The sequence below is a fragment of the Streptomyces sp. bgisy159 genome (assembly GCF_965341775.1).
Taxonomy (GTDB): domain Bacteria; phylum Actinomycetota; class Actinomycetes; order Streptomycetales; family Streptomycetaceae; genus Streptomyces.
Genome location: NZ_CBDQZH010000017.1, coordinates 16,462 through 42,751 on the forward strand (window position 1 = coordinate 16,462; position 26,290 = coordinate 42,751).

A 26,290-nucleotide genomic window follows, 5' to 3' on the forward strand; every position below is an offset into this window, starting at 1 on the left:
CAGTGGCCGCGAAGGAGGCGACACACATGTCGAAGAACGCGAAGATCGCCGTAGGAGGCGTGGCGGTCGGGCTTCTGTTGCTGATCTGGCTGCCCTGGTGGGCGGCGCTGCTGATCGTGCTCGGGGTTCCGGCGGCCGCCTATCTCACCCTCGATCCCTCTCAGCGGCGCAGGCTGCGCCGCGTCACCCGGAAGGAGCTCGGCCGCTGACGGCCCGGTGCCCCGCCGAGTCCGCTCGGCGGGGGACGCGGGCTCAGCTCGGCCGTACCGCCATCTTGTCGAGCGCCGCCAGCAGCTTCGGCAGTTGCGGCCCCCGACCGACCGGCAGTACCTCGCCGGGTTCCTCGTCGAGGAGCACGAACGCGATGTCGTCTGTCCTCGCCACCAGTGACCAGCCGGGACCGTCGGCGCGCAGCGTACGCGCGTCGCCCGGCGCGAAGGTCGACCGCACGCGGCCCAGCGGCGGCGGGGAGTCCACATAGGCATGGGCCTCGGCGAGGGCCCGCCGGATACCGCTGTGGCTGTGCGACGGGCGCTGACCGGCCCCACCGCTCTGGCGGCTCGGCGTCCCGTGAGTCGCGCTGTTCTCGGCTGCCAGGGTCGACTCGGCGCGCTCGGCGAGCACGGCCGGCTCCCCGCTCTCGGGTGGACGCTCCGCCCCGCCGGTCCCGCTGTCTCCCTGGCCGTCGCCGCTCTCCTCGGCGGTCTCACCCTCGACTCCTGCGGCCCCCTCGCCGTCAGTCCGCGGCCCGCCCGGCCCTGCGAGCGCCGAGTCGTCGAGCTGTGCGCGCCACATCGCCCACTGCAGGGCGACCTCGTCGGCCCCCAGCCGTCGCTGCGCGGGCCCCCAGGTGGACATGTCCGGCGGGGACAGCGCGGGGCCGCCCGCCGCCTCGGGGTCGGGATCGTGCGGCGCGGGCACCCCGGGAGCCGCCACGGCCAGCGCCAATGGCCAGCCGGGCAGCGCGGCCACCACCGTCCGCTCGTCCGGGGAGAGGTCGTACTCCATGCCGCAGTCCCAGGAGGCGATGGCCACGGCCACCAGCGACACGTCGTCGACGGCGACCGTCCACCGGGCCCCGTCGCCGTCCTGGCCGAGCACCAGACCGTACCCGTCGGCCCGCGGCGCGAGGCCGAGGGCCGCACAGGCCGCCGGGTAGTCGTCGCCCAGGACGCTCGGGAACTGCGCCGGCGTCAGCAGCACCGCCGTGAGCACGTAGAGCGCGTCGTCCTGGGCGGCGACGGCGTTCTCTTCCGTCTCGGCCATCGCGGCCTCCCCATCGGTTCGTCCATCGGCGCGCACCCTAGACCGACGGCGAGGCCCTTGTCACCACTGCTCAACCCACTCGGAGCTGCAGTTTTCCCCCTGGTCCGGGCGAATCGGCCGCGTATGCCGCCACGGCGCCCCGGAAGTGCGGTCACCCACCGTAGAGTGGGCGTTCCGGCGAGTGCGGGGGGAGACCACGGTGAAGCGCTTCGAGCGGCTCGACCAGATTCGGCGGATGGATCCGTACGCGGAGGCCTCGGAGATCTACCGGCTCACCGTGGCGTACGAGTTCCCGTGGGACACGACGCGAGCCCTTGAGCTGGCCCTTTACCGCACGTACGCCGTCCCCGGCATCGGCCGGCTTCTCGCGCGTACGGCCGAGCTCACCGACCGCACGCAGAGGCGCTACGACGACACCTCGCTGCTCCTGGACGCCGTGGTCGAGCACGGCTTCGCCGGCCAGGAGGGCCGCACGGCGATCCGGCGCATCAACCAGATGCACCGCAGCTACGACATCAGCAACGACGACATGCGCTACGTGCTGTGCACGTTCGTCGTCGTGCCCAAGCGCTGGATCGACGCCTACGGCTGGCGCAGGATGTCGCGGCACGAGATCGTCGCCTCCACGGTCCACTACCGGACGCTGGGCCGGCACATGGGCATCCAGGACATCCCGGAGAGCTACGAGGAGTTCGAGGACTGCCTCGACGCCTACGAGGCGGCCCACTTCGCCTGGGACGAGGAGGCGCGACGCGTCAGTGACGCCACGCTCGACCTGATGGCCTCCTGGTACCCGCGCCCCCTCGCGCCGCTCCTGCGCACCGGCACCCTGGCGCTGCTCGACGACCCGCTCCTGCAGGCCTTCCGCTACACCCCGCCCGGGCCCGTGACGCGTGCCCTGGTGCGCCGCGCGGTACGCGCGCGTGGGCGCGTGGTCCGGCTGCTGCCGCCCCGGCGCGCGCCCCACTTCGCGCGGCAGAACCGGGAGATCAAGAGCTACCCCGACGGCTATCGGCTGAACGAGCTGGGCACCCGGCCGGTGCCGGGTGTCGGAGGCTGCCCCGTGCGGCGACCGGGCGCGTCAGCCGCCGAGTGACTCCAGGGTCTCCCGCAGCCAGCGCAGTTCTGCCCGCGACGTGGCCCGCGCGACGGTGAGGATGCCGCGCCGGAAGGGGTCGTCCAACTCCTCGGCGCGCACCGGCCGGTCGCCGTCGTAGAAGAAGCTCGCCGGCTCCTCAAGGAAGGCTTGGCGGCGCCGCAGTACTGCTGACTGGGCGGCTGGGTCGTCCAGGTGCCGGAGGAACGCCAGCAGGGTGAACCAGCGGTTCTCGTCGGTGATGTCTCCCTGTTCCGGCTCGGCGAGCCGGCGGCGCAGCTCCCGTCTGCCCTCGTCGGTGAGCGTCAGTACGTGCCGCGGCGCCGCCGTGGTTCCCGGTTCCGTGGCGCGCGCGAGGAGGCCGGCCTTCTCCAGCCGCTTGATCGCGGGGTACAGGGTGCTCTCGGCGACGGGGCGGACGTGGCCCGTGAGCGCGGTGATGCGTTTGCGGAGCTCATAGCCGTGCAGCGGGGCGTCGTACAGGAAACCGAGAAGAGCGAGTTCCAGCATGCCCGCATTCTCTCGCACCGCCGCGGTATCTCGCTGCGGCGCTATAACGACATCGTTATACATCGTTGACGGAATACTTCGGTGTCGATGTATTGTCGTCGTGTCGCGGGCACGCCAGGACGCGTGCCCGTGGGTTGACGTCATGCCGCTGGGAGGAACCGATGAGAGACGCCGCGTTCGATGCAGAGGGAAGCCGGATCCGCTGGACGGAAGCGCCGGGCGCGGAGCCCGCACGCGTGTATGTGCACGGTCTGGGCGCGTCCTCGGCCGTTTACCACGCCCACATCGCCGCCCGCCCCGAACTCGCCGGGCGCCGCAGCCTCTTCGCCGACCTCCCCGGCCACGGGGTCAGCGACCGTCCCGCCGGCTTCGGTTACACGCTGCGGGAGCACGCCGACGCTCTGGCCGCCGCGCTCGACGCGGCCCGGGTGAGCGCGGCCGACATCGTCGCGCACAGCATGGGCGGCTCCGTCGCGATCGTCCTGGCGCACCGTCGTCCGGACCTGGTCTCGCGTCTCGTCCTCACCGAGGCCAACCTGGACGCCTTCCCGCCGCCCGAGGCCGGGAGCAGCGGCATCACCGCCTACGAGGAGGGTGCCTTCGTCGACGGCGGCCACGCGCGCGTGCTGGAGGGCGTCGGGCCGCTCTGGGCGGCGACGATGCGGTTGGCGGACCCGCGCGCCCTGTACCGCAGCGCCGTCGGACTGCAGCGCGGATCCGATCCCGTCATGCGGGAGATCCTCACGGCACTGCCCGTCGAGCGCGTCTACCTCCAGGGCGCGCTCAGCGGCGAACTCGACGGCGCCGAGGCCCTGGAGGAGGCGGGCGTGCGGGTGGTCACCGTGCCGGGCGCCGGGCACAACGTCATGTTCGGCCGGCCCGATGTCTTCGCCGCGGTGGTCGCGGGCCGCGAGTGACCCCTCAGCCCTCCCGGACGGCGAGCGCCAGGAAGCGGGCGTCCTCGTCCACGTAGGACGTCAGGCTCCACCCGGAAGCGGCGAGGAGCGGCCGGAGGTTGGGCTCGGCCCGCAGGTCGTCCGGAGTGATCCGCCGCCCGTGCCGGGCCGCGAGCGCCGCACGGCCGATCGGGTGGAACAGCGCCAGGGCACCGCCGGGACGCACCGTCCGCGCCAACTCCCGCAGGTTGCGTGCCGGGTCTGGCAGATGGGCGATGAGACCGGCGGCGAAGACCGCGTCCAGCGACCCCGACCGCAACGGCAGAGCTGCCACGTCCGCGAGCAGCAGCCGCCCGTCCCGGTCCCGGCCGGCCCGCACGGCCGCCTCCAGCATGGCCGGCGTCAGGTCGACCCCGAGGACCAGCCCCGAAGTCCCCACGGCCGCCCGCAGCGACGGCAGGGCCCGACCGGTCCCGCAGCCCGCGTCGAGTACCCGGTCGCCCTCGCGCAACCCGAGGTCGTCGACCGCGGCCGCGTAGGCGGGGCCGTCGTCGGGGAAGCGGGTGTCCCAGTCGGCGGCGCGGGCCGTGAAGAACTCCTGCACGCGTGTGTGGTCGTCGCTCATGCGAGCATGATGGCGCACGCGGGCCCGCGTTTCGCCCCGCGCGGTCACCGACACGGATGACGCCCCTGTGCGCACGTTCGAGCGCGCCGCGGTCGTTCCGGCGACCTTCCGCGTCATATTGCGGCACCTTTCGAAACGCGCCCCCTGCGTGCATCAGTGCCCCCCTAGCGTCCCCTGGTCATGGGACACCTGGACCACGCCACCTTCGGCTGGCTGACCCCCGTGCTGTCGTACGCGATGGCCTGCGTCGGCGCCGCCCTCGGGCTGCGCTGCACCGTCCGGGCGCTCGGCGCCCACGGGCGCTCCCGGCGCAACTGGCTCCTCACCGCCGCCTCGGCGATCGGCACCGGTATCTGGACCATGCACTTCGTCGCCATGCTCGGCTTCGGCGTCAGCGGAACCGACATCCGCTACGACGTACCGCTGACCGTCCTCAGCCTGCTCGTCGCCATGCTCGTGGTCTGCGCCGGCGTGTTCGCCGTCGGATACGGCCGCGACCGCACGCGCGCGTTGCTGCTCGGCGGACTCACCACCGGCCTGGGCGTGGCGAGCATGCACTACCTCGGCATGGCCGCCGTGCGACTGCACGGCGACATCGGCTACGACCCCGTGCTGGTCGCGCTCTCCGTCGGCATCGCCGTCATGGCGGCGACGGCCGCCCTGTGGGCCGCGCTCAACATCAGGTCACCCGTCGCGGTCACCCTCGCCTCCCTGGTCATGGGCGCCGCGGTCAGCAGCATGCACTACACCGGCATGGCCGCCGTACGCGTGCGTGTCACGCCGTCCGCAGAGGTGCTGCCCGGGGCCACGGCGATGCAGTTCATCTTCCCCCTCGCCGTCGGCCTCGGGTCCTACCTCTTCCTCACCTCGGCCTTCGTGGCGCTGTCGCCCACCACGGGGGAGCGCGAGGCCTCCGCCTCGGCCCGACGACCGGCCGAGGGCTCCACCGGTCGCCAGCGGGCACACCCCGCGTGAACCCACCGGAAGGTACCCACCCACCCGACCCAGCGAGGAGGCCATGCGTACACCCCGAAGGACCGCCCCGGTCGGCGCCGGCCAGGCGACCGCGCCCCGGGGCCGCCGCGCCCACGCCGGACCGCCCGCCGACGAGAGCCCGCCCGACCCGACGGGCAGACCCCGGCACCCGGCGCCCACCCGAGCCGGCCGCCGGCTGGGCCGCCCGCGCACCGTCCGCGCGAAGATCGTCTGTCTCCTGATGGTGCCGGTCGTCTCCCTGCTGGCACTGTGGGCGTACGCCACCGTCACCACCGCCCAGGACGTCTCCCGACTGCGGCAACTGCAGCGGGTCGACAGCGAGGTCCGTGCCCCCGTCGCCGCCGCCGTCGCCGCCCTCCAGGCCGAACGCGAGGCGGCTGTCCGCCAGGCCACCGACCCCGGCGCCGGGCGGGACGGCGACCTGACGAGGCTGGCGCAGGACACCGACCGGGCGGTGGCCCGGCTGCGGCTCGGCGACGATGCCACCGTCGCCGACGCCCAGGAACTGCCCTCCGGGGTCGCCCGGCGCCTCCAGGCATTCGTCACCGAGGCCGAGGACCTGCGCACCCTGCGCACCGGCGTCCTCGACGGCGACGCCGACTGGCGGCAGGCCCACGACCGCTACTCCCGGACGATCTCCGCGGCCTTCATGGTGAGCGGAGCGCTGAGCGGCATCCAGGACGCCGACCTCGGTTCCGACACGCGGGTCCTGCTGGAGTTCTCCCGCGCGGGAGAGGCCCTCGCCCAGGAGGACGCCGTACTGGCCGGAGCCCGGCTCGCCGGCCGGCTGGACGGAGAGCGCCTGCGCCTGTTCACCCAGGCCGTCGCCACCCGGCGCGCCCTCACCGACTCCGCGGTCGCCGACCTGCGCGGCCCCGAACGCGCGGCCTGGCGCGCCCTCGCCGGCGGTGCCGCCTACGCGACGCTCGGCACGGCCGAGGACGAGGTGCTCGCGCAGCGCCCCGGCGCCCGGGGCCCCGGGGCCGCACTCGCGGGCAATTGGGACCTCGCGCACGCGCGCGTGCAGAGCGGGATGCGCGCCATCGAGGCGGACGCCGCAAGGGGTGTCGCGGACCGGACCGACCCGTTCACCCGCGGACTGCTCACCCCGGCAGGCGCCGCGGTCCTGTTCGGCCTCGGCGCCGTAGCCGCCTCCCTCGTCATCTCCGTAGGCATCGGCCGCGGCCTCGTCGTCGAACTGGTCGGGCTGCGCAACAGTGCCCTGGACATCGCCCGCCGGAAGCTCCCCGAGGCCATGCGGCGCCTGCGCGCGGGGGACGAGATCGACATCCGCGCCGAGGCACCGCCCGGAGCCGGCGCGGAAGACGAGGCGGGGCAGGTCGCCGAGGCCCTGGGCACCGTCCACCGGGCCGCGCTGCGTGCCGCCGTCGAGCGTGCCGAACTCGCCGGCGGTATCTCCGGCGTGTTCGTCAACCTCGCCCGCCGTACCCAGGTCCTCGTGCACCGCCAGCTCAGCCTCCTGGACAGCATGGAACGCCGCTCCGAGGACCCCAACGAACTCGGCGACCTCTTCCGCCTCGACCACCTCACCACCCGGATGCGACGCCACGCCGAGAGCCTGATCATCCTCTCCGGGGCCGCGCCCGGCCGCGCATGGCGCACGCCGGTCTCCCTGACCGACGTCGTCCGAGCGGCTGTGTCCGAGATTGAGGACTACGCGCGCGTGGAGGTGCGCCGCCTCCCGGAGACCGCCGTCATCGGCACCGCCGTCGCCGACCTCACCCACCTGCTCGCCGAACTAGTCGAGAACGCCGCCCAGTTCTCGCCACCGCACACGCGCGTGCGCGTCACCGGCGAACCCGTCGGCAACGGCTACGCCGTCGAGGTCGAGGACCGTGGCCTCGGCATGGGCAAGGAAGCCCTCGCCGAGGCCAACCGGCGCATCGTCCAGTCCGAGGCGCTCGACTTGTTCGACAGCGACCGGCTCGGCCTGTTCGTGGTCAGCAGACTCGCCGCCCGCCACGGCATCAAGGTTCATCTGCGGACCTCTCCCTACGGCGGTACCACAGCCGTCGTCCTGCTGCCCACCGCCCTGCTGCACGGCGGCGCGGCGGAACGTTCCGCCCGTGCGCAACGCCCGGCGGAGCGGCCCCCGGAACCCGCCCCCGCACGCGTGCCCGCCCCGGACCGGCACCTGGCCACGGCCGCCCTCGACCCGTCCCGGAGCGCCGGCCAGGACCAGCGCGGCGGCGGATCCGAGGACCGACAGCGCGAGGAATCGGCGAAGCCACGATCCGCGGACCGGCCGACCCCGGTGGCCCCGCTCCGCGCGGCGCCGGACACCACGGCCGCCCACGAACCCCCGCCCCCCGGCGTCACCGCCCTTCGCCCGCACCGCCCCCCGCAGGTCACCGAAGGGCCGGACGTCCTCCCTCACCGGGTACGGCAGGCCAGCCTTGCCCCCCAACTGCGCCGACCGCGTCCACCGGAACCGGCTCCCCCTCACCCGCGCGACGACGACGGACGCACCCCCGAACTCGTGCGGGACCGCATGGCCGCCTACCGGGAGGGCTGGGCGCGCGGCGGCGGCAGACAACCCGGCCGTGCGGCCACCCCCGAACCCGCCCCGGGCGGCGACAGCACCGAAGGAGACCTCGCATGATCCAGGACCCGAGCACACGGCCGTCCCAGCGGTCCGGTGAACTCGACTGGCTGCTGGACGACATGGTGACGCGTGTGAGCGAGGTACGGCACGCCGTGGTGCTGTCCAACGACGGCCTCGCCGTCGGCGTGTCCACCGGCCTCGGCCGCGAGGACGCCGAACACCTCGCGGCCGTCGCCTCCGGCTTCCACAGCCTCGCCAAGGGCACCGGCCGGCACTTCGGCGCAGGCGGCGTCCGACAGACCATGGTGGAGATGGACGACGCCTTCCTGTTCGTCGCCGCCGCGGGTGACGGATCCTGTCTCGCCGTCCTGACCGCGGTCACCGCCGACATCGGCCTCGTCGCCTACGAGATGGCACGCCTGGTCAAGCGCGTCGGCGAACACCTCTACACACCACCACGGGTGGCCGCGAGGCCGCCCTCCGCGGGCTGAGGCACGAAGGCGAACCCCACCGATGACCGAGGACCTGACCGGCCGACCGGGCGAGCCGGGCGGCCAGTGGTACGACAACGAGGCCGGCCCCCTGGTGCGCCCCTACGCCCTGACCGGCGGACGCACCCGTCCCGGCCCCAGCGGCGTTCGCTTCGACCTGATCGCCCTCGTCACCCTGGAGCCCGGTGCCGCCGGCCTCATGGGTGACCCCGCGCTCGGCCCGGAGCACCTGGCCCTGACCGACCTGTGCGGCACGGAGCCCCAGTCGGTCGCCGAACTCGCCGCGGGCACGGACCTGCCCGTGGGGGTCGTCCGCGTTCTCCTCGGCGACCTGCTGGAACTCGGCTGCCTCACCGTCAGGCGACCCGTACCCCCCGCACAACTGCCCGACGAACGGATCCTGCGCGAGGTCATCGAAGGACTGCGGGCGCTCTAGAACCCGATGAACACCGACATCAGAAGACGCGGCTTCCGGCGGCGCCGACCGGGCGGACGCTGGCGTCCGCTTGCCGCGTCGAGCCGTCGCCACCAGCGAGGAAAGTGATCCATGGTCTCCGAACACGAGGACGCCACCGGGGCCGAAGCCGCCCCCTTGGCGTTGAAAATACTGGTCGCCGGTGGGTTCGGGGTGGGCAAGACCACTCTCGTCGGGGCGGTCAGCGAGATCAAACCCCTGCGCACCGAAGAACTCCTCAGTGAGGCTGGTCAGTCGGTGGACGACACCGACGGCGTCGACCAGAAGGTCACCACGACCGTCGCCATGGACTTCGGCCGCATCACCATCCGCTCCGGCCTCTCCCTCTATCTGTTCGGTACGCCGGGCCAGGACCGCTTCTGGTTCCTGTGGGACGAACTCTCCCAGGGGGCCCTCGGCGCCGTCGTCCTCGCCGACACCCGGCGCCTGGAGGACTGCTTCCCCGCCGTCGACTACTTCGAGCACCGCCACATCCCCTTCGTGGTGGCCGTCAACTGCTTCACGGGCGCGAGAACCCACCAGGCCCGGGACGTCTCCCGCGCCCTCGATCTCGACCAGGGAACCCCGGTCGTGCTGTGCGACGCCCGCGACCGCCACTCGGGCAAGGAAGTGCTGATCAGTCTTGTCGAGTACGCCGGGCGCATACACACCGCCCGGCTCCTCGACTCCGTGCGCTGACGGTGGAGCCGCCGTCAGTCCGCGATCGCCTTCTTGGCCACCACCTTCTCGATCGTCATCCGGACGAGCAGTTCACCCGCCACACCGTTGCGCGCACCGAACTCCTCGGCACGCTCCTCACCCATGTACCGGGCGCCGATACGGGCCGCCCAGTGCCGGACCTCGGCGAGGTCCTCCGAGATCCGCGCCCGTCCCTGCAGCACCACGTGGTCGAAGGGCGGCCGGTCGTCGTCCACACACAGCGCGACCCGGCCGTCCCGCGCCAGGTTCCGCCCCTTCACCGTGCTGCTGCCGGTGTTGAACACCACCTCGTCCCCGTCGAGCAGAAACCAGATCGGCGCCACATGCGGCCCGCCGTCGGCCCGCACCGTCGCCAGCTTCCCCGTCCGGGTGCCGTACGAGACGAACTCCCGCCATTGCGTGTCGGTCATCTTCTGTGCCATGCCCCCATCCTCCTTGCCCCCCGCCCGGTCGTGGGGAAGGCTGGCGGCCACGCCCTCCCGACCGACGAGGGCGCACGGGGGGACGGCACACGGGTACGTGCACACGGGGAGAGGGAACATGGCGCAGAAGCGGGGGCTGGACTGGCTCCTGGACGATCTGACCGAACGCGTCGACCACATACGGCACGCGCTGGTGCTGTCCACCGACGGCCTGGTCGCCGGGGCCAGCACCGGACTGCGCCGCGAGGACGCCGAACACCTCGCTGCGATCTCGTCCGGGCTGCACAGCCTGGCCAAGGGCTCCGGACAGCACTTCGGTGCCGGCCGGGTACGCCAGACCATGGTCGAGTTCGACGACGCCCTTCTGTTCGTCACCGCGGCGGGCACCGGAAGCTGCCTGTGCGTGCTCAGCGGCACCGAAGCGGACGTCGGACAGATCGCCTACGAGATGACCCTGCTCGTCAACCGCGTCGGCGAACACCTCGCGGTGGACCCCCGCCACCCTGAAGGACCGCCGAACCCGCGCTTTTGACCTGCGGGTTTCTCCACTCCGGTGGAGTTATCCACAGGCTCGCCACGAGATCCGCGAAGGTGGCTACGGTTTCTTCAGAGGCCGGCGCGGTCGGCGCGGGCCCTCTCACTCCACGGGGGAGACCATGTCCGAGAACACCCTCGCAACACCGCCCACCGCTCCCCGTACGCCCGGTCGCGCAGCCCGGGAACTGGGACTGAAACGCAGTGAACTCGACCTCGCCGTCCACCTGGGCCGGATCAGGACCGTGCCCGATGAAGACGGCGGTCGGCGGCGGGTGCCCGGCGCCGAGATCGCCCGGATCCGTGCGGCCGAGGGCCACCCCGAGGCGCTGCGCGCCGCCGTCCGAACGGTGGGGACCGCCGAGGGCGCCCGCCTCCTGAGCGTCCCGGTGGGCCGGTTCACGCGCCTGGCGCGGCTCGGCCTGGTGGTGCCCGTGACGTTCTACCTCAACCGCTACCGGGCCGTGGTCTGGCTGTATCTCGCCGACGAACTGCGCCAGTTCGCCCACGGCGAGGGCAACGCCCGGCTGCTGAAGGGGCGTACGCCCGACGGCCTGCGGCGCCTGCTGGCGGAGGGCGTCGACCTGCGGCCACGGAACTGGCGTGGCCGCCACCTCGGCTTCCTGCTGAGGCAGGCCGACGGCCCCTGGCAGCGGGCGGGAGCCCTGGCCGCATTCCTGGACCCCGCCCGGATCGCCGAGATCGTGCCCGACCCGTACGAACGAGCCCACCTGAACCGGTTCCGTCCTGGGCCGCCCACCCACGGAAGCCCGGGATCACCGGCCGCCCGCCTCGCCGAGAAGATCATGACCGCGGACGGCCCGGACGAGATCGCATGGCTCCGGTCGGACCTGGAACACGTCCTCGACGAGGCACGGACATGGCGGTCGGCACCCCGCCCCGCCGCTCGTGTCCCCTCGCGCACCGAGCCGGCGCCGCCGCCCGCCGCCGAGTCCGCGCCGACCCCCCGGAGCGGTCTGCTGGGCTGGTTGCGGCGCAGGACCCCACGGCCTAAAGCGCCCTGAACAGCCCCTCCTGGACCACGGACACCAGCATGCGTCCCTCCCGGTCGTAGATCCGCCCCCGGGCGAGGCCCCGGCCCCCCGTCGCGATCGGCGACTCCTGGTCGTACAGGAACCACTCGTCCGCACGGAAGGGCCGGTGGAACCACATGGCGTGGTCCAGGGACGCCATGTCGAAGCCGCGCCGGCCCCACAGGGGTTCGACCGGGATACGGACGGCGTCCAGCAGCGTCATATCGCTCGCGTAGGTCAGGGCGCAGGTGTGGACCAGGGGGGCGTCGCCGAGCGGCCCGACCGCGCGCATCCACACCGCGCTGCGCGGTTCCGCGCCTTTGACCTCCTCATCGGTCCAGCGCAGCCGGTCGACATAGCGGATGTCGAAGGGCTGGCGCCGGGCCATGCGCTCCAGCTGCTCGGGCAGCGCGCCCAGATGCTGCCGGATCTCCTCGGTGACGGTGGGCAGCGACTCCGGGTCCGGGACCACGCGGGCCGGCGGCAGCTGGTGCTCGAAGGAACCCTCTTCCGGCTTGTGAAAGGAGGCGGTGAGATTGAAGATCGTGCGGCCCTGCTGCACGGCGGTGACCCGCCGGGTCGTGAACGACCTGCCGTCCCGCACCCGTTCGACCTGGTACACGATCGGCACCCCCGGTCGGCCGGGGCGCAGGAAATACGCGTGCAGCGAGTGCACGGGCCGGTCGCCGTCCGTGGTCCGGCCCGCGGCGACCAGCGCCTGGCCGGCCACCTGGCCGCCGAAGACCCGCTGCAGCGACTCGTGCGGACTGCGGCCGCGGAAGATGTTGACCTCGATCTGTTCGAGGTCGAGCAGATCGACCAGTCTCTCGGCCGGGTTCGTCGTCATCAGTGGGAAGCTCCTGTGCTCACAGCTGGCCTACGTCGGTGACTCGGACCACCGCACGGCCCTCCGCGTCGGACGCCGTGAGGTCGACCTCCGCGCTGATGCCCCAGTCGTGGTCCCCGTTCGGGTCGTCGAAGATCTGCCGGACACGCCACAACCGGTTCTCCGGTTCCTCCTGGATCACCAGCAGCTTCGGACCGCGAGCATTCGGACCGGTGCCGAGGTCCTCGTACTCGTCCCAGTACCTGTCCATGGCCTCGCCCCAGGCGTCGGCGTCCCAGCCGGACTCCGCGTCCATCTCGCCGAGTTCGTCGACCTGGTCGAGGGCGGCCAGCTCCACCCGGCGGAACAGGGCGTTGCGCACCAGGACGCGGAAAGCACGTGCGTTGGTGGTGACCGGCTTGACCTCGTCGGCCTTCTCCTGGGCCTCCTCGGCGGTCATCTCCTCCGGGTTGGCCAGCTGCTCCCACTCGTCCAGCAGGCTGGAGTCGACCTGGCGCACCGTCTCGCCGAGCCACTCGATCAGATCCTGCAGGTCCTCGGACTTCAGGTCGTCCGGGATGGTGTGGTCCAGGGCCTTGTAGGCGCCGGCCAGGTAGCGCAGCACGATGCCCTCGGTGCGGGCGAGCTCGTAGAAGGACACCAACTCCGTGAAGGACAGGGCCCGCTCGTACATGTCGCGGACCACCGACTTCGGCGACAGCGGATGGTCGCCGACCCACGGGTGGCTCTTGCGGTACGTGTTGTAGGCGTGGGAGAGCAGCTCGTCCAAGGGCTTGGGGTAGGTGATGTCCTGGAGGCGCTCCATGCGCTCCTCGTACTCGACGCCGTCCGCCTTCATGGCGGCCACCGCCTCGCCGCGTGCCTTGTTCTGCTGGGCGGCGAGGATCTGCCGCGGGTCGTCCAGCGTGGACTCCACCACGGAGACCATGTCCAGCGCGTACGACGGCGACTCCGGGTCCAGCAGTTCGAAGGCGGCCAGCGCGAAGGTGGACAGCGGCTGGTTCAGCGCGAAGTCCTGCTGCAGATCGACGGTGAGGCGCACGATCCGGCCCTCGGCGTCCGGCCGGTCGAGCTTCTCGACGATGCCGCCGTCCAGCAGGGAGCGGTAGATGGCGATCGCACGCCGGATGTGCCGCAACTGCTGCTTGCGCGGCTCGTGGTTGTCCTCCAGCAGCCGGCGCATCGCCTCGAAGGCGTTGCCGGGGCGGGCGATCACCGACAGCAGCATGGTGTGCGTCACCCGGAACCGGGACGTCAGCGGCTCCGGCTCGGACTCGATCAGCTTCTGGAAGGTGTTCTCCGTCCAGGCCACAAAGCCTTCCGGCGCCTTCTTCCGGACCACCTTGCGGCGCTTCTTCGGGTCGTCACCTGCTTTGGCGAGCGCCTTCTCGTTCTCGATGACGTGTTCCGGCGCCTGGGCGACCACGAACCCGGCGGTGTCGAAGCCCGCCCGCCCGGCGCGGCCGGCGATCTGGTGGAACTCCCGCGCGCGGAGCGTGCGCACCCGGTTGCCGTCGTACTTGGTGAGCGCCGTGAACAGCACGGTGCGAATGGGCACGTTGACACCGACGCCGAGCGTGTCCGTGCCGCAGATCACCTTCAGCAGGCCGGCCTGCGCCAGCTTCTCCACCAGGCGGCGGTACTTGGGCAGCATTCCGGCGTGGTGGACGCCGATGCCGTGGCGGACGTAACGCGAGAGGTTGCGGCCGAACTTGGTGGTGAAGCGGAAGTTGCCGATCAGTTCGGCGATCTGTTCCTTCTCCTCGCGCGAGCACATGTTGATGCTCATCAGCGCCTGCGCGCGCTCCACGGCCTGGGCCTGCGTGAAGTGCACGATGTAGACCGGTGCCTGCTTGGCCGCCAGCAGGTCGGTGAGGGTCTCGGTCAGCGGCGTGTACCGGTATTCGTAGGACAGCGGCACGGGCCGGGTCGCCGAGCGGACCACCGACGTGGGGCGGCCCGTGCGGCGGGTGAGGTCCTTCTCGAAGAACGACACGTCACCGAGCGTGGCCGACATCAGGACGAACTGTGCCTGCGGCAGCTCCAGAATGGGGATCTGCCAGGCCCAGCCGCGGTCCCCTTCGGCGTAGAAGTGGAACTCGTCCATGACGACCTGGCCCACATCCGCGTCCTTGCCGTCCCGCAGCGCGATCGAGGCGAGGACCTCCGCGGTGCAGCAGATGACCGGGGCGTCGGCGTTGACGGAGGCGTCGCCGGTCAGCATGCCGACGTTCTCGGTGCCGAACAGCTTGCACAGCTCGAAGAACTTCTCCGAGACCAGCGCCTTGATGGGCGCCGTGTAGAAGGTGACCTCGTCGCGGGCCAGCGCGGCGAAGTGCGCGCCTGCCGCGATCATGCTCTTGCCGGAGCCGGTGGGCGTCGACACGATCACGTTCGCGCCGGACACCACCTCGATCAGCGCCTCCTCCTGGTGAGGGTAGAGCGTGAGACCCCGCTCCTGGGACCAGGACTCGAAGGCTTCGTAGAGGGCGTCGGGGTCGGCTGTCGGCGGGAGCTGATCGATGAGGGTCACGCCCCCATCTTGCCTGCCCCGAGGCCCGATGGGGGAATCGGTGGTCGAGCCGATGATCACGACCGCTACGCTGTGTCGCCGACGGAGCGTCGACGGGCCGGGTCAACCGGACAGCGGCACACGAGGAATGGGGCGGGCAGCGGCGATGATGGGACCAGCACACTCACTGTCGGGCGCGGCCGCCTGGCTCGGGGTCGGCGCGGCCGCCGCGGCCGCCGGGCACGCGATGCCCTGGCCGGTACTCCTCTGCGGCGCGCTGATCTGCGCCGGTGCCGCGCTCGCTCCCGACCTCGACCACAAGGCCGCCACCATCTCGCGGGCCTTCGGACCCGTCTCGCGCTGGCTCTGCGAGATCGTCGACAAACTCTCCTACGCCGTCTACAAGTCCACCCGGATGAAGGGCGACCCGCGCCGCTCGGGCGGGCACCGCACCCTGACCCACACCTGGCTGTGGGCGGTGATGATCGGCGCGGGCAGCTCGGCCCTGGCGATCGCCGGAGGGCGGTGGGCGGTCCTTGCGATCCTCTTCGTGCACATGGTGCTGGCCATCGAGGGACTGCTGTGGCGGGCGGCACGCGGGTCCAGCAGCGACGTGCTGGTGTGGCTGCTCGCGGCGACCAGCGCGTGGATCCTGGCCGGTGTGCTGGACAAACCCGGCAACGGCGCCGCCTGGCTCTTCACGGACCCCGGGCAGGAGTACCTGTGGCTGGGCCTGCCGATCGTGCTCGGCGCGCTGGTGCACGACATCGGCGACGCCCTGACCGTCTCCGGCTGCCCGATCCTGTGGCCGATCCCGGTCGGGCGCAAGCGTTGGTACCCGGTGGGGCCGCCCAAGGCGATGCGGTTCCGGGCCGGCAGCTGGGTGGAGCTGAAGGTGCTGATGCCGGTGTTCATGGTGCTCGGCGGGGTGGGTGGCGCTGCCGCGCTCAACTTCCTCTGAGCTCAGCGGGCCGTTCCCTCGCCGTAGCGGCGCTCGAAGCGGGCGATCCGGCCTTCCGTGTCCACGGTGCGGGCCTTGCCCGTGTAGAAGGGGTGGCTCTCCGAGGAGATCTCCACGTCCACGACCGGGTACGTCTCGCCGTCGTCCCACTCGATGGTCTGGTCACTGTTCGCCGTGGACCGGGTCAGGAAGGCGTACCCCGCCGCGCGGTCGCGGAAGACGACAGGGTGGTAGTCGGGGTGCCGGGTCTTCGTCATACGTGCTCCTCGGATGGTGACGGCAGGGCCGGCGGCACAGACGCGATCGTGGCGGCGCCCGGAGAACCGGCCGGTGGGTCAGCCCGACAGGGCGTCCTCGTCGACGATGTGCATCGCGGCCTCCTCGGCGGAGGCGGCGGCCCCGTCGATGCCCGCGTCGTCGGCGACCAGCGCACTCTCCCGATCCTCGTGGGCACCCTCGTCCGGGGCGACGAGCCGCCCGGAGCGCACGGCGCCGACCTCGTTGTCGAGGAGTTCCCCATCGGTACCCTGGGCGTCGCCGAGGCCGTCGCCGTCCGGGACGGTGAGCTCGGGAACCTCCTCCGCGAGCCGCTGGTCCAGGGTCTCGCCGTGCTGCCGCTCGGCGGCGGTCACACCGGTGTGCTCCACCGCCCACGGCCGCTCCGGAGGGGACCAGCCGCGGTCGTGGGGGTCGTCGACACCGTCGCGTTCGAGGGTGTCCTCGGCATCGAGGATCCCCGAGTCCTCCGGGATCTCGGACGGGTCCGGCTGGTAGACGTCGTCTCCCCATCCGTCGGCGCTGTTCACGGGTACCTCCAGAGGGTGGGGACGGGCCCGTTCTCACCACGGTCGGCAGCGGGCCGCCGCACAGGGCACCGGCCGCGCACGGCAGACGCCGATCACGGCTCGGGCGCCGCCCGCGCGGGTGCCCGCTCCCAGCGTTCCACCCCCCTTCGGCACCGCGCAACGGCAGACGCCCCGCGGGACTCTGCCACCGCGCGGAGCACCAGGTCACCGGGCCCGCCCCCGAGCGGCGACCGCCGTCCTGATCGAAGTCTTCCCGCCCCGGCCGCCAGGGGCCCGCGTCCCGGACGGCGGCCCTTGGGGTCAGCTGTGCCAGGACCTCCACAGCGCCGCGTAGGCGCCGTCCGCCGCGACCAGCTCCGCGTGACTGCCCAGCTCGCTGATGCGGCCGTTCTCGACGACGGCGATGACGTCGGCGTCATGGGCGGTGTGCAGCCGGTGGGCGATGGCGACCACGGTGCGGCCGTCGAGGACGCGGGCCAGGGAGCGCTCCAGATGACGCGCGGCGCGCGGGTCGAGGAGCGAGGTGGCCTCGTCGAGCACCAGTGTGTGCGGGTCGGCGAGGACCAGCCGCGCGAGGGCGATCTGCTGGGCCTGCGCGGGGGTGAGCGCCACGCCTCCCGAACCGACCTCGGTGTCCAGTCCGTCCTCCAGCGCCCGTGCCCACTCCTCCGCGTCGACCGCCCCCAGCGCAGCCCACAGTTCGGCGTCCTCGGCGTCGGTGCGGGCGAGCCGCAGGTTGTCGCGCAGCGAGCCGACGAAGACGTGGTGCTCCTGGTTGACGAGAGCCACATGGGAACGGATCCGTTCGGCGGCCATCAGGGACAGTTCGGCACCACCCAGGGTGATCCGGCCGGCCCGGGGCCCGTAGACACCCGCGAGCAGCCGGCCCAGTGTGGACTTGCCCGCGCCGGACGGGCCGACCAGGGCCATCCGGGTGCCGGGCGCGACCGCCAGCGACACCTCGCGCAGCACGTCGACGCCCTCGCGATAGCCGAAGCGCACCTCGTCGGCGAGCACCTCGCGCCCGTCGGGCGCCAGCCGGGCATCGCCCGTGTCCGGCTCGATCTCCCTCACTCCCACCAGCCGGGCCAGCGAGACCTGCGCCACCTGCAGTTCGTCGTACCAGCGCAGGATCAGGTTCACCGGGTCGACGAGCATCTGGGCGAGCAGCGCGCCCGTCGTCAGCTGACCGACCCCGATCCAGCCCTGCAGCACGAACACGCCGCCGAGCATCAGTACCGAACCCAGCACCGTCACGTGCACGAGGTTGATCACCGGGAAGAGCACCGACCGCAGCCACAGCGTGTAGCGCTCCCACGCCGTCCACTGCCGGATCCGCAGCTCCGACAGCGCCACCCGGCGTCCGCCCAGGCGGTGCGCCTCGACGGTGTGCCCGGCGTCCACCGTCTCCGCGAGCGCGGCGGCCACCGAGGCGTAGCCGGCGGCCTCCGACCGGTAGCCGGCCGGCGCCCGCCTGAAGTACCAGCGGCAGCCGATCACCAGCAGCGGTACGGCGACCAGCACGGCGGGCGCGAGGGGCGGCGCCGCGACGACGAGCCCGCCCAGCAGCAGGCCCGCCCACATCACACCGATGGTCAGCTGCGGCACGGCCTCGCGCATCGCGTTGGCCAGCCGGTCGATGTCGGTGGTGATCCGCGACAGCAGGTCGCCGGTCCCGGCCCGCTCCAGGACGCCCGGCGGCAGCCGCACGGACCGTACGAGGAAGTCCTCCCGGAGGTCGGCCAGCATCCGTTCGCCCAGCATCGCCCCGCGCAGCCGCACCTGGCGCACGAAGGCCGCCTGGACGAGCAGCGCCACGACGAACAGTGTGACGGTGAGCCCCAGGCGCGGTTCCCGCGCCTCGTCGGAGACCCGCTCGACGAGGTCGCCCAGCAGCCAGGGGCCGACCATCGAGGTGACGGTGGCCACCGTGTTGACCAGGATGAGCAGCGAGAAGGCGCGGCGGTGCCGGCGCAGCAGCTCGCCCGCGTAGGCGCGGACGGTCGTGGGGGCGCCGACGGGCAGGGTGTTCGCCGTCGTCGGCGCCGCCGGGTCGTACGCCGGGGGCGCGACGCCGATCATGCGGTCTCCTCGATCTCTCGCAGTGTCCTTGCCGCCAGCTTCCGCTCGGCCGGTTCTCGTCCGTCCCACGCCTGCGAGCGGTTGCCGGGCGCCGCATCCTCGTCCGTATCACGGGTCACGACGGACCGGTACCCGGGTTCCTCGTGCAGCAGGTCGCGGTGCACGCCGACCGCCGCCACCGCGCCGTCGTGGACGAGTACGACACGGTCGGCCCGGTCCAGGAGCAGCGGCGACGAGGTGAACACCACGGTCGTCCGCCCGGTCCGCAGGTCCCTCAGCCCTTCGGCGATCCGGGCCTCGGTGTGCGAGTCGACGGCGGACGTCGGCTCGTCCAGGACCAGCACCTCCGGGTCGGTGAGCAGCGACCGGGCCAGCGCGAGCCGCTGGCGCTGGCCGCCCGACAGGGAACGGCCACGCTCGGTGATCCGGGCATCCATCGGGTCTTCGACGTCCAACGAGCCCTGCACCAGCGCCTCCAGGACGTCAGCGCACTGCGCGGCCGCCAGGGCCTCCTTGGCGCTGACCCCGCCCGAGGCGGGCACGTCGAGGAGGTCGCGCAGCGAACCCGACAGCAGCACCGGGTCCTTGTCCTGCACCAGGACGGCCGTGCGCGCGCAGTCCAGCGGCAGCTCGTCCAGCGGTACGCCGCCCAGCAGGACCGAGGGCCCTTCCTCGGCGGCATGGCCACCGAGCCGCTGCGCGAGGCGGCCCGCCGCGTCCGGGTCGCCGCAGACCACGGCGGTGAGCCGGCCCGACGGGACGAGCAGCCCGGTGCCCGGGTCGTGCAGGTCGCCCGTAGGCGGCTCGGCCGGCCGCGATCCGCCGACGGCGGTGCCCCGCCGCAGTGACAGCACGCGCGCCGCGCGCTTCGCGGACGGCCGCGAGAAGGAGTAGGCCATCGCGATCTCCTCGAAATGGCGCAGCGGGTACGTCAGGACCATCACCGAGCTGTAGACGGTGACGAGTTCGCCGACCGAGATACGGCCCTCGCGGGCCAGATGGACGCCGTACCAGACGACCGCCACCAGCAGCAGTCCGGGCAGCAGCACCTGGACGGCACTGATCAGCGACCACATGCGGGCGCTGCGCACGGCGGCGTGGCGGACCTCCTGGGAGGCGCGGCGGTACCGGTCGAGAAACAGGTCCTCGCCGCCGATGCCGCGCAGGACGCGCAGTCCGGCGACGGTGTCGGAGGCGAGTTCCGTGGCGCGGCCGGCCTTCTCGCGCTGCACGTCGGCGCGCCGGGTCGCGGGCGGCAGCAGCGGCAGCACCGCCAGCGCCAGTGCGGGCAGGCCGAGGGCGACGACGATGCCGAGCGCGGGTTCGTAGACCAGCAGGCCGGCGCAGACGAGCAGGACGGTGAGGGCCGCGGCCGTGAACCGGGACACCGCCTCCACGAACCAGCCGATCTTCTCGACGTCCCCGGTGGACACCGCGACCACCTCGCCGGCCGCGACGCGCCGGGTCAGCAGGGAACCGAGGTGCGCGGCCCTGCGGGCGAGGAGTTGCTGGACGCGGGCGGCGGCGGTGATCCAGTTGGTGACGGCGGCCCGGTGCAGGAAGGTGTCGCCGATCGCGGTGGCCGCCCCGGCCAGCGCCATCAGACCCCCCGCGAGGGCGAGCCGGGAGCCCGACCGGTCGACGACGGCCTGGACGGCGAACCCGACGCAGAAGGGCTGCGCCGAGACGGCCACGAAGTGCAGCAGGCCCCAGGCCAGGGCCTTGAGTTGGCCGCCCAGCTGATTGCGGAAGAGCCACCACAGAAAGCGAGGCCCCGAGCGCGCGTCCGGCACGCCCGGATCGGGATACGGAAGGTCTTGGATCTGCATGACGTCCCAGTGGCTCGTGTCAGGGGAGTGGTGGAGGGAGAAGCGAGGAGGAGCGGATGGAAGGAATGCACCGCGCGTCCACGGCTGCAAACCGTGACAGGTTCGCGTCGCAGGGTGCGCTGAATCAACCCGTTTTCCGAAGGGGGCGACAGATCCGGCTGGCGGTCGGCGAAGGCCCGGGAAGAGGGCGGCGCGGCAATCGACACCGTGTCACCATGGGCGGCATGCGAGTCAGTCATACGTCCGGGCGGAGCGGTGCGACGAGAAGACGGTGGGCGTCCGCGGCGGGCAGCGCACTGCTGCTCACCGTACTGTGCGCCTGCGGCGGTGGTTCGGAGCGTGCGGGCGGTCCCGGCGACGCCGGGCCCACGGCCGCGAGCGGACCGCCCGCGAGTACCCCCGCACCGACCGGTATTCCGGAGGTGGGCCCTCGCACGCAGCGCCGCATTCCGGCCGACGCCCGGCAGGTGGTGGCGGTGTACGGGGCGGGGAAGGACTCCGCCGACGCCACGGTCGTGCTCTACACCAAGCGGGGAAGCACCTGGCAGGGCACGCGCGCGTGGCCTGCGCACAACGGCAGGAAGGGCTGGACCGCCGACCACCACGAGGACGACCGGCGCAGTCCCGTCGGGGTGTTCACGCTCAGCGACGCCGGCGGTGTGCTCCCGGACCCCGGCACCAAGCTGCCCTACACCCGCTCCGACTCCTTCGCCGCCCCCCGCTCCTGGGGCCGGTCGTACTGGCACGACTTCGACTACGTCATCGCCGTCGACTACAACCGCGTCAAAGGCACCCCGCCCAACGACCCCACCCGTCCCCAGGGGCAGCACAAGGGCGGCGGGATCTGGCTGCACATGGATCACGGCAGCGGTACGTCGGCGTGCGTCAGCCTGTCCAAGGCGGGCATGGAGTACCTGCTGCGCACCCTCGATCCGGCTCTGCACCCGGTCGTGGTGATGGGGGACAGAGCGAGTCTGGCCGCCTGACCGGGCGAGGCTCACCGGCCGGCCGCTGTCGTCGGCACTCAAGTGGCAGTACGGAGCGGCCGGGCCGCGGGGCGGCTCAGTGACCGCCCACCGGCGTCCCGTCGATCAGCGTGTCCAACAACTCGCCCAGGGCCTCGCGTTGTTCGCCCGTCAGCGGGGCGAGGATCTCCCGGGCGGCAGCCCGGCGCGCACCGCGCAGGTCACGCAAGGTGGTGCGGCCGGCGTCCGTCAGTTCTATGCGGATCACCCGCCGATTCGTCGGATCGGGCACCCGGCGCACCTTGCCGCTCGCCTCCAGCCCGTCGACCAGCGTGGTCACGGCCCGCGGCACCACTTCCAGGCGCTGTGCGAGGTCCGCCATCCGCGGCGGTCCACCGAAGTGGGCGAGGGTGCGCAGCAGCCGCGACTGGGCGGGGGTGATGCCCAGGTCGGAGCGCTCCAGATGGCGCTTCTGGATGCGGTGCACCCGGCGGGTGAACCGCAGCAGCTGCTCGGCGAGCACGCCGTCGGGATCGGGGGTGGTCATGCGGGAACAATATCAGGACCTCGTGCATTGTGAGTATAGGTAACAATGAGCTACGATCCGTCAGTCGCCGTCGGCGGCCCCGGACCCCGCGTCCCGCGCCGCCGGCACCGTCCACCTCCGTAGGAGCCCATGCATCCCGACCGCGAACCGTCCTGGACCCCACCCGCCGACGCGCCGCGACAGCCCCGGCAGGTGCGCCGCATCCTGCGGCTCTTCCGCCCCTACCGCGGGCGCCTCGCCGTCGTCGGCCTCCTGGTCGGCGCTTCTTCCCTCGTCTCGGTCGCCACTCCCTTCCTGCTGAAGGAGACGCTGGACGTCGCCATCCCCGAAGGGCGCACGGGCCTGCTGAGCCTGCTGGCCCTCGGCATGATCCTCAGTGCGGTCCTCAACAGCGTCTTCGGCGTCCTGCAGACCTTGATCTCCACCACGGTCGGCCAGCGCGTGATGCACGACCTGCGCACGGCCGTGTACGGCCGGCTGCAGCGCATGTCGCTCGCGTTCTTCACGCGCACGCGTACCGGCGAGGTGCAGTCCCGCATCGCCAACGACATCGGCGGTATGCAGGCCACCGTCACCTCCACGGCCACCTCGCTGGTCTCCAACTTCACCAGCGTGGTCGCCACCATCGTCGCGATGGTCGTCCTCGACTGGCGGCTGACCGTGGTCTCCCTGCTCCTGCTGCCGGTCTTCGTGTGGATCAGCCGCCGGGTCGGCAGGGAGCGCAAGAAGATCACCACTCAGCGCCAGCAGCAGATGGCCACCATGGCCGCCACGGTCACCGAGTCCCTGTCGGTCAGCGGCATCCTGCTCGGCCGCACGATGGGCCGCGCCGACTCCCTCACCGCGTCCTTCGCCGAGGAGTCCGAGCGCCTGGTCGGCCTGGAGGTGCGGTCCAGCATGGCGGGCCGCTGGCGCATGGCCGTGATCACCATCGTGATGGCCGCGATGCCGGCCGTCATCTACTGGACCGCCGGTCTGGCCCTGCAACTGGGCGGCCCGGAGGCCTCGCTCGGCACCATCGTGGCCTTCGTCTCGCTCCAGCAGGGCCTGTTCCGCCCGACCGTCAGCCTGCTGTCGACCGGCGTGCAGATACAGACCTCGCTCGCCCTCTTCCAGCGCATCTTCGAGTACCTCGACCTCCCCATCGACATCACCGAGCGGGAGGACCCCGTCCACCTCGAGCGTGTCAAGGGCGAAGTCCGCTTCGAGGACGTCACCTTCGCCTACGACGGCAAGGGCGCCCCCGTCCTCGACGGGATCGACATCACCGTGCCCGCGGGCGGCAGCCTGGCCGTCGTCGGACCGACCGGCGCCGGCAAGTCCACCCTCGGCTATCTGGTGCCGCGGCTGTACGACGTCACGGGCGGCCGGGTGACCCTCGACGGCGTCGACGTGCGCGACCTCGACTTCGACACCCTCGCGCGCGCGGTCGGAGTGGTCTCCCAGGAGACGTACCTCTTCCACGCCTCGGTCGCCGACAACCTGCGCTTCGCCAAACCCGACGCGACCGACGAGGAACTTCACGCAGCCGCGCGGGCGGCACAGATCCACGACCACATCGCCGCCCTGCCCGACGGCTACGACACGGTGGTCGGCGAGCGCGGGCACCGCTTCTCCGGCGGTGAGAAGCAGCGCCTCGCGATCGCCCGCACCATTCTGCGGGACCCGCCGGTGCTCATCCTGGACGAGGCGACCAGTGCCCTGGACACCCGTACCGAGCACGCCGTGCAGGACGCCATCGACGCCCTGTCGGCCGACCGCACCACGCTCACCATCGCTCACCGGCTCTCCACCGTCCGGGGAGCCGATCAGATCGTGGTCCTCGACGCCGGCCGCCTGGCCGAACGGGGGTCGCACCGGGAACTGCTCGCACGCGACGGACGTTACGCGGCACTGGTGCGCAAGGACGCGCGCCTCGACAACGGGAGGGACGGCCGCCTCGGCCCCAGGGCGGCAGCCCACCCGGAATCCGCTGCGGACACCGGGTCGGCCCCGGCGGCGGACACCCGACTGGAGGAGGCCCGCTCCCCCTTGGAGCCGACAAGATGAAGATATGTCGGGTTTGTGGCTGTATGCGGGTTAACGTGCCCGCATGCAGATGAACACTCCGCCACGGAGCACGATCCGACTCACGCGCCGGGGCCGTGTCGTCCTGATCGCGACCGGGGCCGTCGTGGCCGGCACCGCCGTGGCGGTGCCGCTGCTGAGCCTGGACGGCGAACCCCGGAAGGCCGAGCCGGCCACCCTGGTCATCCTCGAGGGCTGGCGGGCCACGCAGATCTACGCGGCCGTCGACAAGGCCCTTGACCTGCCCGCCGGAACCACCCGCAAGGCGCTGCCGAAGGCCGGGGTGAAGCTGCCGAGCGACGCCGACGGCAACCCCGAGGGGTACCTCTTCCCCGCCACCTATCCGCTCGGTGAGAAGGCGACGCCCGAGGCGCTGCTGAACCAGATGGTCGACACGGCCAACAAGAAGTTCAACAAGACGCCCATCGCCGCCGGCGCGCAGCGCAACGCCATGAACGTCTACCAGGCGGTCACGATCGCCAGCATCGTCCAGGCCGAGGCCGCCACCAAGGCCGACATGGGCAAGGTCGCACGGGTCGTCTTCAACCGCCTGGAGCGCGGAATGCCGTTGCAGATGGACTCCACCATCAACTACGCGCTCAACCGCTCCAGCCTGACGACCACCGAGAAGGACACCCGGATCGACAGCCCCTACAACTCGTACCAGCGCATGGGTCTGCCGCCGACCCCGATCACCAACCCCGGCGAGGACGCGATGCGGGCCGCGATCAGCCCGACCCCGGGCGACTGGCTGTACTTCGTCACCGTCAAGCCGGGCGACACCCGCTTCACCGCCGACTACGCGGAACACCAGCGCAACGTGGCCGAGTTCAACCGCAACCAGCGGCAGAGCGCCAAGGCGGCGAAGTGAGCCGTCGCCGACGGCCGGTCAGGCGGCGGCCCTCGCCGCCGCCCGCTCCGCGGCGGTGGCCTCGGCCGTCGCCGCCAGGCGCCTGATGTCCCGCACCGCCGCGCGGCCGGCCCGGTTGGCGCCGACGGTGCTCGCGGACGGTCCGTAGCCCACCAGGTGCACCCGGGGATCGGCGACCGCGCGGGTACCCTCGATCCGGATCCCGCCGCCCGGCTCGCGCAGTCGCAGCGGTGCGAGATGGTCGATGGCCGGCCGGAAGCCGGTCGCCCAGAGGATGGCATCGGCCGTCACCTGCCGTCCGTCGTCCCAGGCGACCCCGTCAGGGGTGATCCGGTCGAACATCGGCAGCCGGTCGAGCACCCCGTCCGCGAGCCCTCGGCGGATCGCGTCGTTCAAGGGCAGCCCGGTGACGGAGACCACGCTCCTGGGAGGCAGCCCCCGACGAACCCGCTCCTCCACCAGCGCGACCGCTGCCCGGCCGGCGCCGTGGTCGAACGGCTCCTCGCGGAAGACGGGCGGCCGGCGCGTCACCCAGGTCGTGGCGGCCGCGTAGGGGGCGATCTCCAGTAGGTGCTGTGTCCCGGACGCCCCGCCGCCGACCACGACGACCCGCTGCCCGGCGAACGCCTCCGGCCCCGGGTACCGCGCGGTGTGCACCTGGTGACCGCGGAAGATCTCCTGCCCCGGGTAGTGCGGCCAGAACGGCCGGTCCCAGGTGCCGGTCGCGTTGATCAGGGCCCGGGCGGACCACGTGCCCTCCGAGGTCTCCACGCTCAGCCGTCCGCCGACGCCCTCGCGCACCGCCCGGACGTCGACGGGTCGCCGCACGCGCAGGTCGAAGGCGCGTTCGTACCGGTCGAAGTACTCGGCGACGACCTCGGAGGAGGGCCGCGCGGGGTCGGCGCCGGTCAGCTCCATGCCCGGCAGCGCGTGCACCCCGTGCACCTTGCCGTACGTCAGCGACGGCCACCGGAACTGCCAGGCGCCGCCCGGCCCGGGGGAGTGGTCCAGCACCACGAAGTCCCGCTCCGGGACGTGGCCGGTGCGGCGCAGGTGATACGCGCTGGACAGGCCGGCCTGCCCGGCGCCTATGACGACGACCTCGACCTCGTGCACGTTGTTCACGCTTCTACCAACCGTGCCGGCTGCGTGGATCTTCCCGCCGCGACGTGATGATCCGCCGGGCGCCGGAC

General features: G+C 72.5%; 26 protein-coding genes. 14 read left to right on the forward strand and 12 right to left on the reverse strand.

All coding sequences use genetic code 11. The annotated features are described in order from the left end of the window. The first annotated feature begins 26 nt into the window (after positions 1 to 26). Positions 27 to 209 (forward strand): hypothetical protein, encoded by a 183-nt coding sequence (locus ACSLTV_RS18220; RefSeq protein WP_365448708.1) that lies wholly within the window; start codon positions 27 to 29, stop codon positions 207 to 209. A 43-nt stretch (positions 210 to 252) separates the two neighbouring features. Here ACSLTV_RS18220 and ACSLTV_RS18225 read toward each other — a convergent pair whose 3' ends face one another. Next, positions 253 to 1,266 (reverse strand): hypothetical protein, encoded by a 1,014-nt coding sequence (locus tag ACSLTV_RS18225; RefSeq protein WP_432157437.1) that lies wholly within the window; start codon positions 1,264 to 1,266, stop codon positions 253 to 255. A 199-nt stretch (positions 1,267 to 1,465) separates the two neighbouring features. On the opposite strand from ACSLTV_RS18225, the gene ACSLTV_RS18230 reads away from it, so the two are divergent. After that, positions 1,466 to 2,362 carry an oxygenase MpaB family protein gene (locus ACSLTV_RS18230; RefSeq protein WP_432157436.1) on the forward strand — a complete coding sequence of 299 codons (897 nt, stop codon included), beginning with the start codon at positions 1,466 to 1,468 and terminating at the stop codon, positions 2,360 to 2,362. Here the strand turns inward: ACSLTV_RS18230 and ACSLTV_RS18235 are convergent. Beyond that, positions 2,348 to 2,872, reverse strand: a complete 525-nt coding sequence (locus tag ACSLTV_RS18235; protein ID WP_432157435.1) for a PadR family transcriptional regulator — start codon at positions 2,870 to 2,872, stop codon at positions 2,348 to 2,350. The genes ACSLTV_RS18230 and ACSLTV_RS18235 overlap by 15 nt on opposite strands. Before the next feature lie 161 nt (positions 2,873 to 3,033). Between ACSLTV_RS18235 and ACSLTV_RS18240 the strand changes: the two genes are divergently transcribed. Continuing rightward, positions 3,034 to 3,789, forward strand: a complete 756-nt coding sequence (locus ACSLTV_RS18240) for an alpha/beta fold hydrolase (RefSeq protein ID WP_435612475.1) — start codon at positions 3,034 to 3,036, stop codon at positions 3,787 to 3,789. 4 nt (positions 3,790 to 3,793) lie between these two features. Here ACSLTV_RS18240 and ACSLTV_RS18245 read toward each other — a convergent pair whose 3' ends face one another. After that, positions 3,794 to 4,393 carry a class I SAM-dependent methyltransferase gene (locus ACSLTV_RS18245; RefSeq protein ID WP_432136108.1) on the reverse strand — a complete coding sequence of 200 codons (600 nt, stop codon included), beginning with the start codon at positions 4,391 to 4,393 and terminating at the stop codon, positions 3,794 to 3,796. Positions 4,394 to 4,573: 180 nt separating this feature from the next. Between ACSLTV_RS18245 and ACSLTV_RS18250 the strand changes: the two genes are divergently transcribed. The 5 genes from ACSLTV_RS18250 to ACSLTV_RS18270 all read left to right on the forward strand — a co-directional run bounded on the left by ACSLTV_RS18250 (position 4,574) and on the right by ACSLTV_RS18270 (position 9,599). Next, the gene (locus ACSLTV_RS18250) at positions 4,574 to 5,368 is read left to right on the forward strand and encodes an MHYT domain-containing protein (RefSeq protein ID WP_432136109.1); all 795 of its coding nucleotides are present in this window, start codon (positions 4,574 to 4,576) and stop codon (positions 5,366 to 5,368) included. A gap of 43 nt (positions 5,369 to 5,411) precedes the next feature. Next, positions 5,412 to 8,012, forward strand: coding sequence for a sensor histidine kinase (locus ACSLTV_RS18255; RefSeq protein WP_435612476.1), 2,601 nt, complete (start codon positions 5,412 to 5,414; stop codon positions 8,010 to 8,012). Continuing rightward, entirely contained in the window at positions 8,009 to 8,446 is a 438-nt protein-coding gene (locus ACSLTV_RS18260) for a roadblock/LC7 domain-containing protein (protein WP_432136111.1), read from the forward strand. The genes ACSLTV_RS18255 and ACSLTV_RS18260 overlap by 4 nt, the downstream gene beginning before the upstream one ends. 22 nt (positions 8,447 to 8,468) lie before the next feature. Continuing rightward, positions 8,469 to 8,882 carry a DUF742 domain-containing protein gene (locus tag ACSLTV_RS18265; protein ID WP_435612477.1) on the forward strand — a complete coding sequence of 138 codons (414 nt, stop codon included), beginning with the start codon at positions 8,469 to 8,471 and terminating at the stop codon, positions 8,880 to 8,882. A gap of 111 nt (positions 8,883 to 8,993) precedes the next feature. Further along, a complete protein-coding gene (locus ACSLTV_RS18270; RefSeq protein WP_432136113.1) occupies positions 8,994 to 9,599 on the forward strand; it encodes a GTP-binding protein in 606 nt (201 codons plus the stop codon). A 14-nt stretch (positions 9,600 to 9,613) separates the two neighbouring features. On the opposite strand, the gene ACSLTV_RS18275 is transcribed toward ACSLTV_RS18270, so the two are convergent. Then, positions 9,614 to 10,042 carry a PPOX class F420-dependent oxidoreductase gene (locus ACSLTV_RS18275; protein ID WP_435612478.1) on the reverse strand — a complete coding sequence of 143 codons (429 nt, stop codon included), beginning with the start codon at positions 10,040 to 10,042 and terminating at the stop codon, positions 9,614 to 9,616. A gap of 118 nt (positions 10,043 to 10,160) precedes the next feature. Between ACSLTV_RS18275 and ACSLTV_RS18280 the strand changes: the two genes are divergently transcribed. Then, complete coding sequence (locus ACSLTV_RS18280) at positions 10,161 to 10,574, forward strand: roadblock/LC7 domain-containing protein (RefSeq protein WP_432136115.1); 414 nt, start codon at positions 10,161 to 10,163, stop codon at positions 10,572 to 10,574. A gap of 124 nt (positions 10,575 to 10,698) precedes the next feature. After that, positions 10,699 to 11,601 carry a DUF6397 family protein gene (locus ACSLTV_RS18285; RefSeq protein ID WP_432136116.1) on the forward strand — a complete coding sequence of 301 codons (903 nt, stop codon included), beginning with the start codon at positions 10,699 to 10,701 and terminating at the stop codon, positions 11,599 to 11,601. Here ACSLTV_RS18285 and ACSLTV_RS18290 read toward each other — a convergent pair. Both ACSLTV_RS18290 and ACSLTV_RS18295 read right to left on the reverse strand, forming a co-directional pair. Then, positions 11,588 to 12,457 (reverse strand): acyl-CoA thioesterase, encoded by an 870-nt coding sequence (locus tag ACSLTV_RS18290; RefSeq protein ID WP_432136117.1) that lies wholly within the window; start codon positions 12,455 to 12,457, stop codon positions 11,588 to 11,590. The two genes, ACSLTV_RS18285 and ACSLTV_RS18290, sit on opposite strands and share 14 nt — an antisense overlap. A 19-nt stretch (positions 12,458 to 12,476) precedes the next feature. Then, positions 12,477 to 14,990: a DEAD/DEAH box helicase gene (locus ACSLTV_RS18295; protein WP_435612479.1), complete on the reverse strand. Its 2,514-nt coding sequence runs from the start codon at positions 14,988 to 14,990 to the stop codon at positions 12,477 to 12,479. A 145-nt stretch (positions 14,991 to 15,135) separates the two neighbouring features. Here ACSLTV_RS18295 and ACSLTV_RS18300 point away from each other — a divergent pair, with 145 nt between their 5' ends. After that, a complete protein-coding gene (locus ACSLTV_RS18300) occupies positions 15,136 to 15,930 on the forward strand; it encodes a metal-dependent hydrolase (RefSeq protein WP_432136119.1) in 795 nt (264 codons plus the stop codon). Positions 15,931 to 15,932: 2 nt separating this feature from the next. Here ACSLTV_RS18300 and ACSLTV_RS18305 read toward each other — a convergent pair whose 3' ends face one another. The 4 genes from ACSLTV_RS18305 to ACSLTV_RS18320 form a co-directional block, all read right to left on the reverse strand. Then, positions 15,933 to 16,187, reverse strand: coding sequence for a type B 50S ribosomal protein L31 (locus ACSLTV_RS18305; RefSeq protein WP_432136120.1), 255 nt, complete (start codon positions 16,185 to 16,187; stop codon positions 15,933 to 15,935). A gap of 78 nt (positions 16,188 to 16,265) precedes the next feature. Continuing rightward, entirely contained in the window at positions 16,266 to 16,736 is a 471-nt protein-coding gene (locus ACSLTV_RS18310) for a DUF5709 domain-containing protein (RefSeq protein ID WP_435612480.1), read from the reverse strand. A gap of 300 nt (positions 16,737 to 17,036) precedes the next feature. After that, complete coding sequence (locus tag ACSLTV_RS18315; protein ID WP_432157429.1) at positions 17,037 to 18,818, reverse strand: ABC transporter ATP-binding protein; 1,782 nt, start codon at positions 18,816 to 18,818, stop codon at positions 17,037 to 17,039. Next, positions 18,815 to 20,647, reverse strand: coding sequence for an ABC transporter transmembrane domain-containing protein (locus tag ACSLTV_RS18320; protein WP_432136123.1), 1,833 nt, complete (start codon positions 20,645 to 20,647; stop codon positions 18,815 to 18,817). The genes ACSLTV_RS18315 and ACSLTV_RS18320 overlap by 4 nt, the downstream gene beginning before the upstream one ends. A gap of 224 nt (positions 20,648 to 20,871) precedes the next feature. On the opposite strand from ACSLTV_RS18320, the gene ACSLTV_RS18325 reads away from it, so the two are divergent. Next, positions 20,872 to 21,633 carry a hypothetical protein gene (locus tag ACSLTV_RS18325; RefSeq protein WP_432136124.1) on the forward strand — a complete coding sequence of 254 codons (762 nt, stop codon included), beginning with the start codon at positions 20,872 to 20,874 and terminating at the stop codon, positions 21,631 to 21,633. Positions 21,634 to 21,709: 76 nt separating this feature from the next. Here ACSLTV_RS18325 and ACSLTV_RS18330 read toward each other — a convergent pair whose 3' ends face one another. Then, the gene (locus ACSLTV_RS18330) at positions 21,710 to 22,159 is read right to left on the reverse strand and encodes a MarR family winged helix-turn-helix transcriptional regulator (RefSeq protein WP_432136125.1); all 450 of its coding nucleotides are present in this window, start codon (positions 22,157 to 22,159) and stop codon (positions 21,710 to 21,712) included. 129 nt (positions 22,160 to 22,288) lie between these two features. Here ACSLTV_RS18330 and ACSLTV_RS18335 point away from each other — a divergent pair, with 129 nt between their 5' ends. After that, positions 22,289 to 24,208 (forward strand): ABC transporter ATP-binding protein, encoded by a 1,920-nt coding sequence (locus tag ACSLTV_RS18335; RefSeq protein ID WP_432136126.1) that lies wholly within the window; start codon positions 22,289 to 22,291, stop codon positions 24,206 to 24,208. Between the two features lie 43 nt (positions 24,209 to 24,251). After that, a complete protein-coding gene (gene mltG, locus ACSLTV_RS18340) occupies positions 24,252 to 25,097 on the forward strand; it encodes an endolytic transglycosylase MltG (protein ID WP_432136127.1) in 846 nt (281 codons plus the stop codon). Positions 25,098 to 25,115: 18 nt separating this feature from the next. Here mltG and ACSLTV_RS18345 read toward each other — a convergent pair whose 3' ends face one another. Beyond that, complete coding sequence (locus ACSLTV_RS18345) at positions 25,116 to 26,222, reverse strand: NAD(P)-binding domain-containing protein (RefSeq protein WP_432136128.1); 1,107 nt, start codon at positions 26,220 to 26,222, stop codon at positions 25,116 to 25,118. Positions 26,223 to 26,290 lie beyond the last annotated feature (68 nt).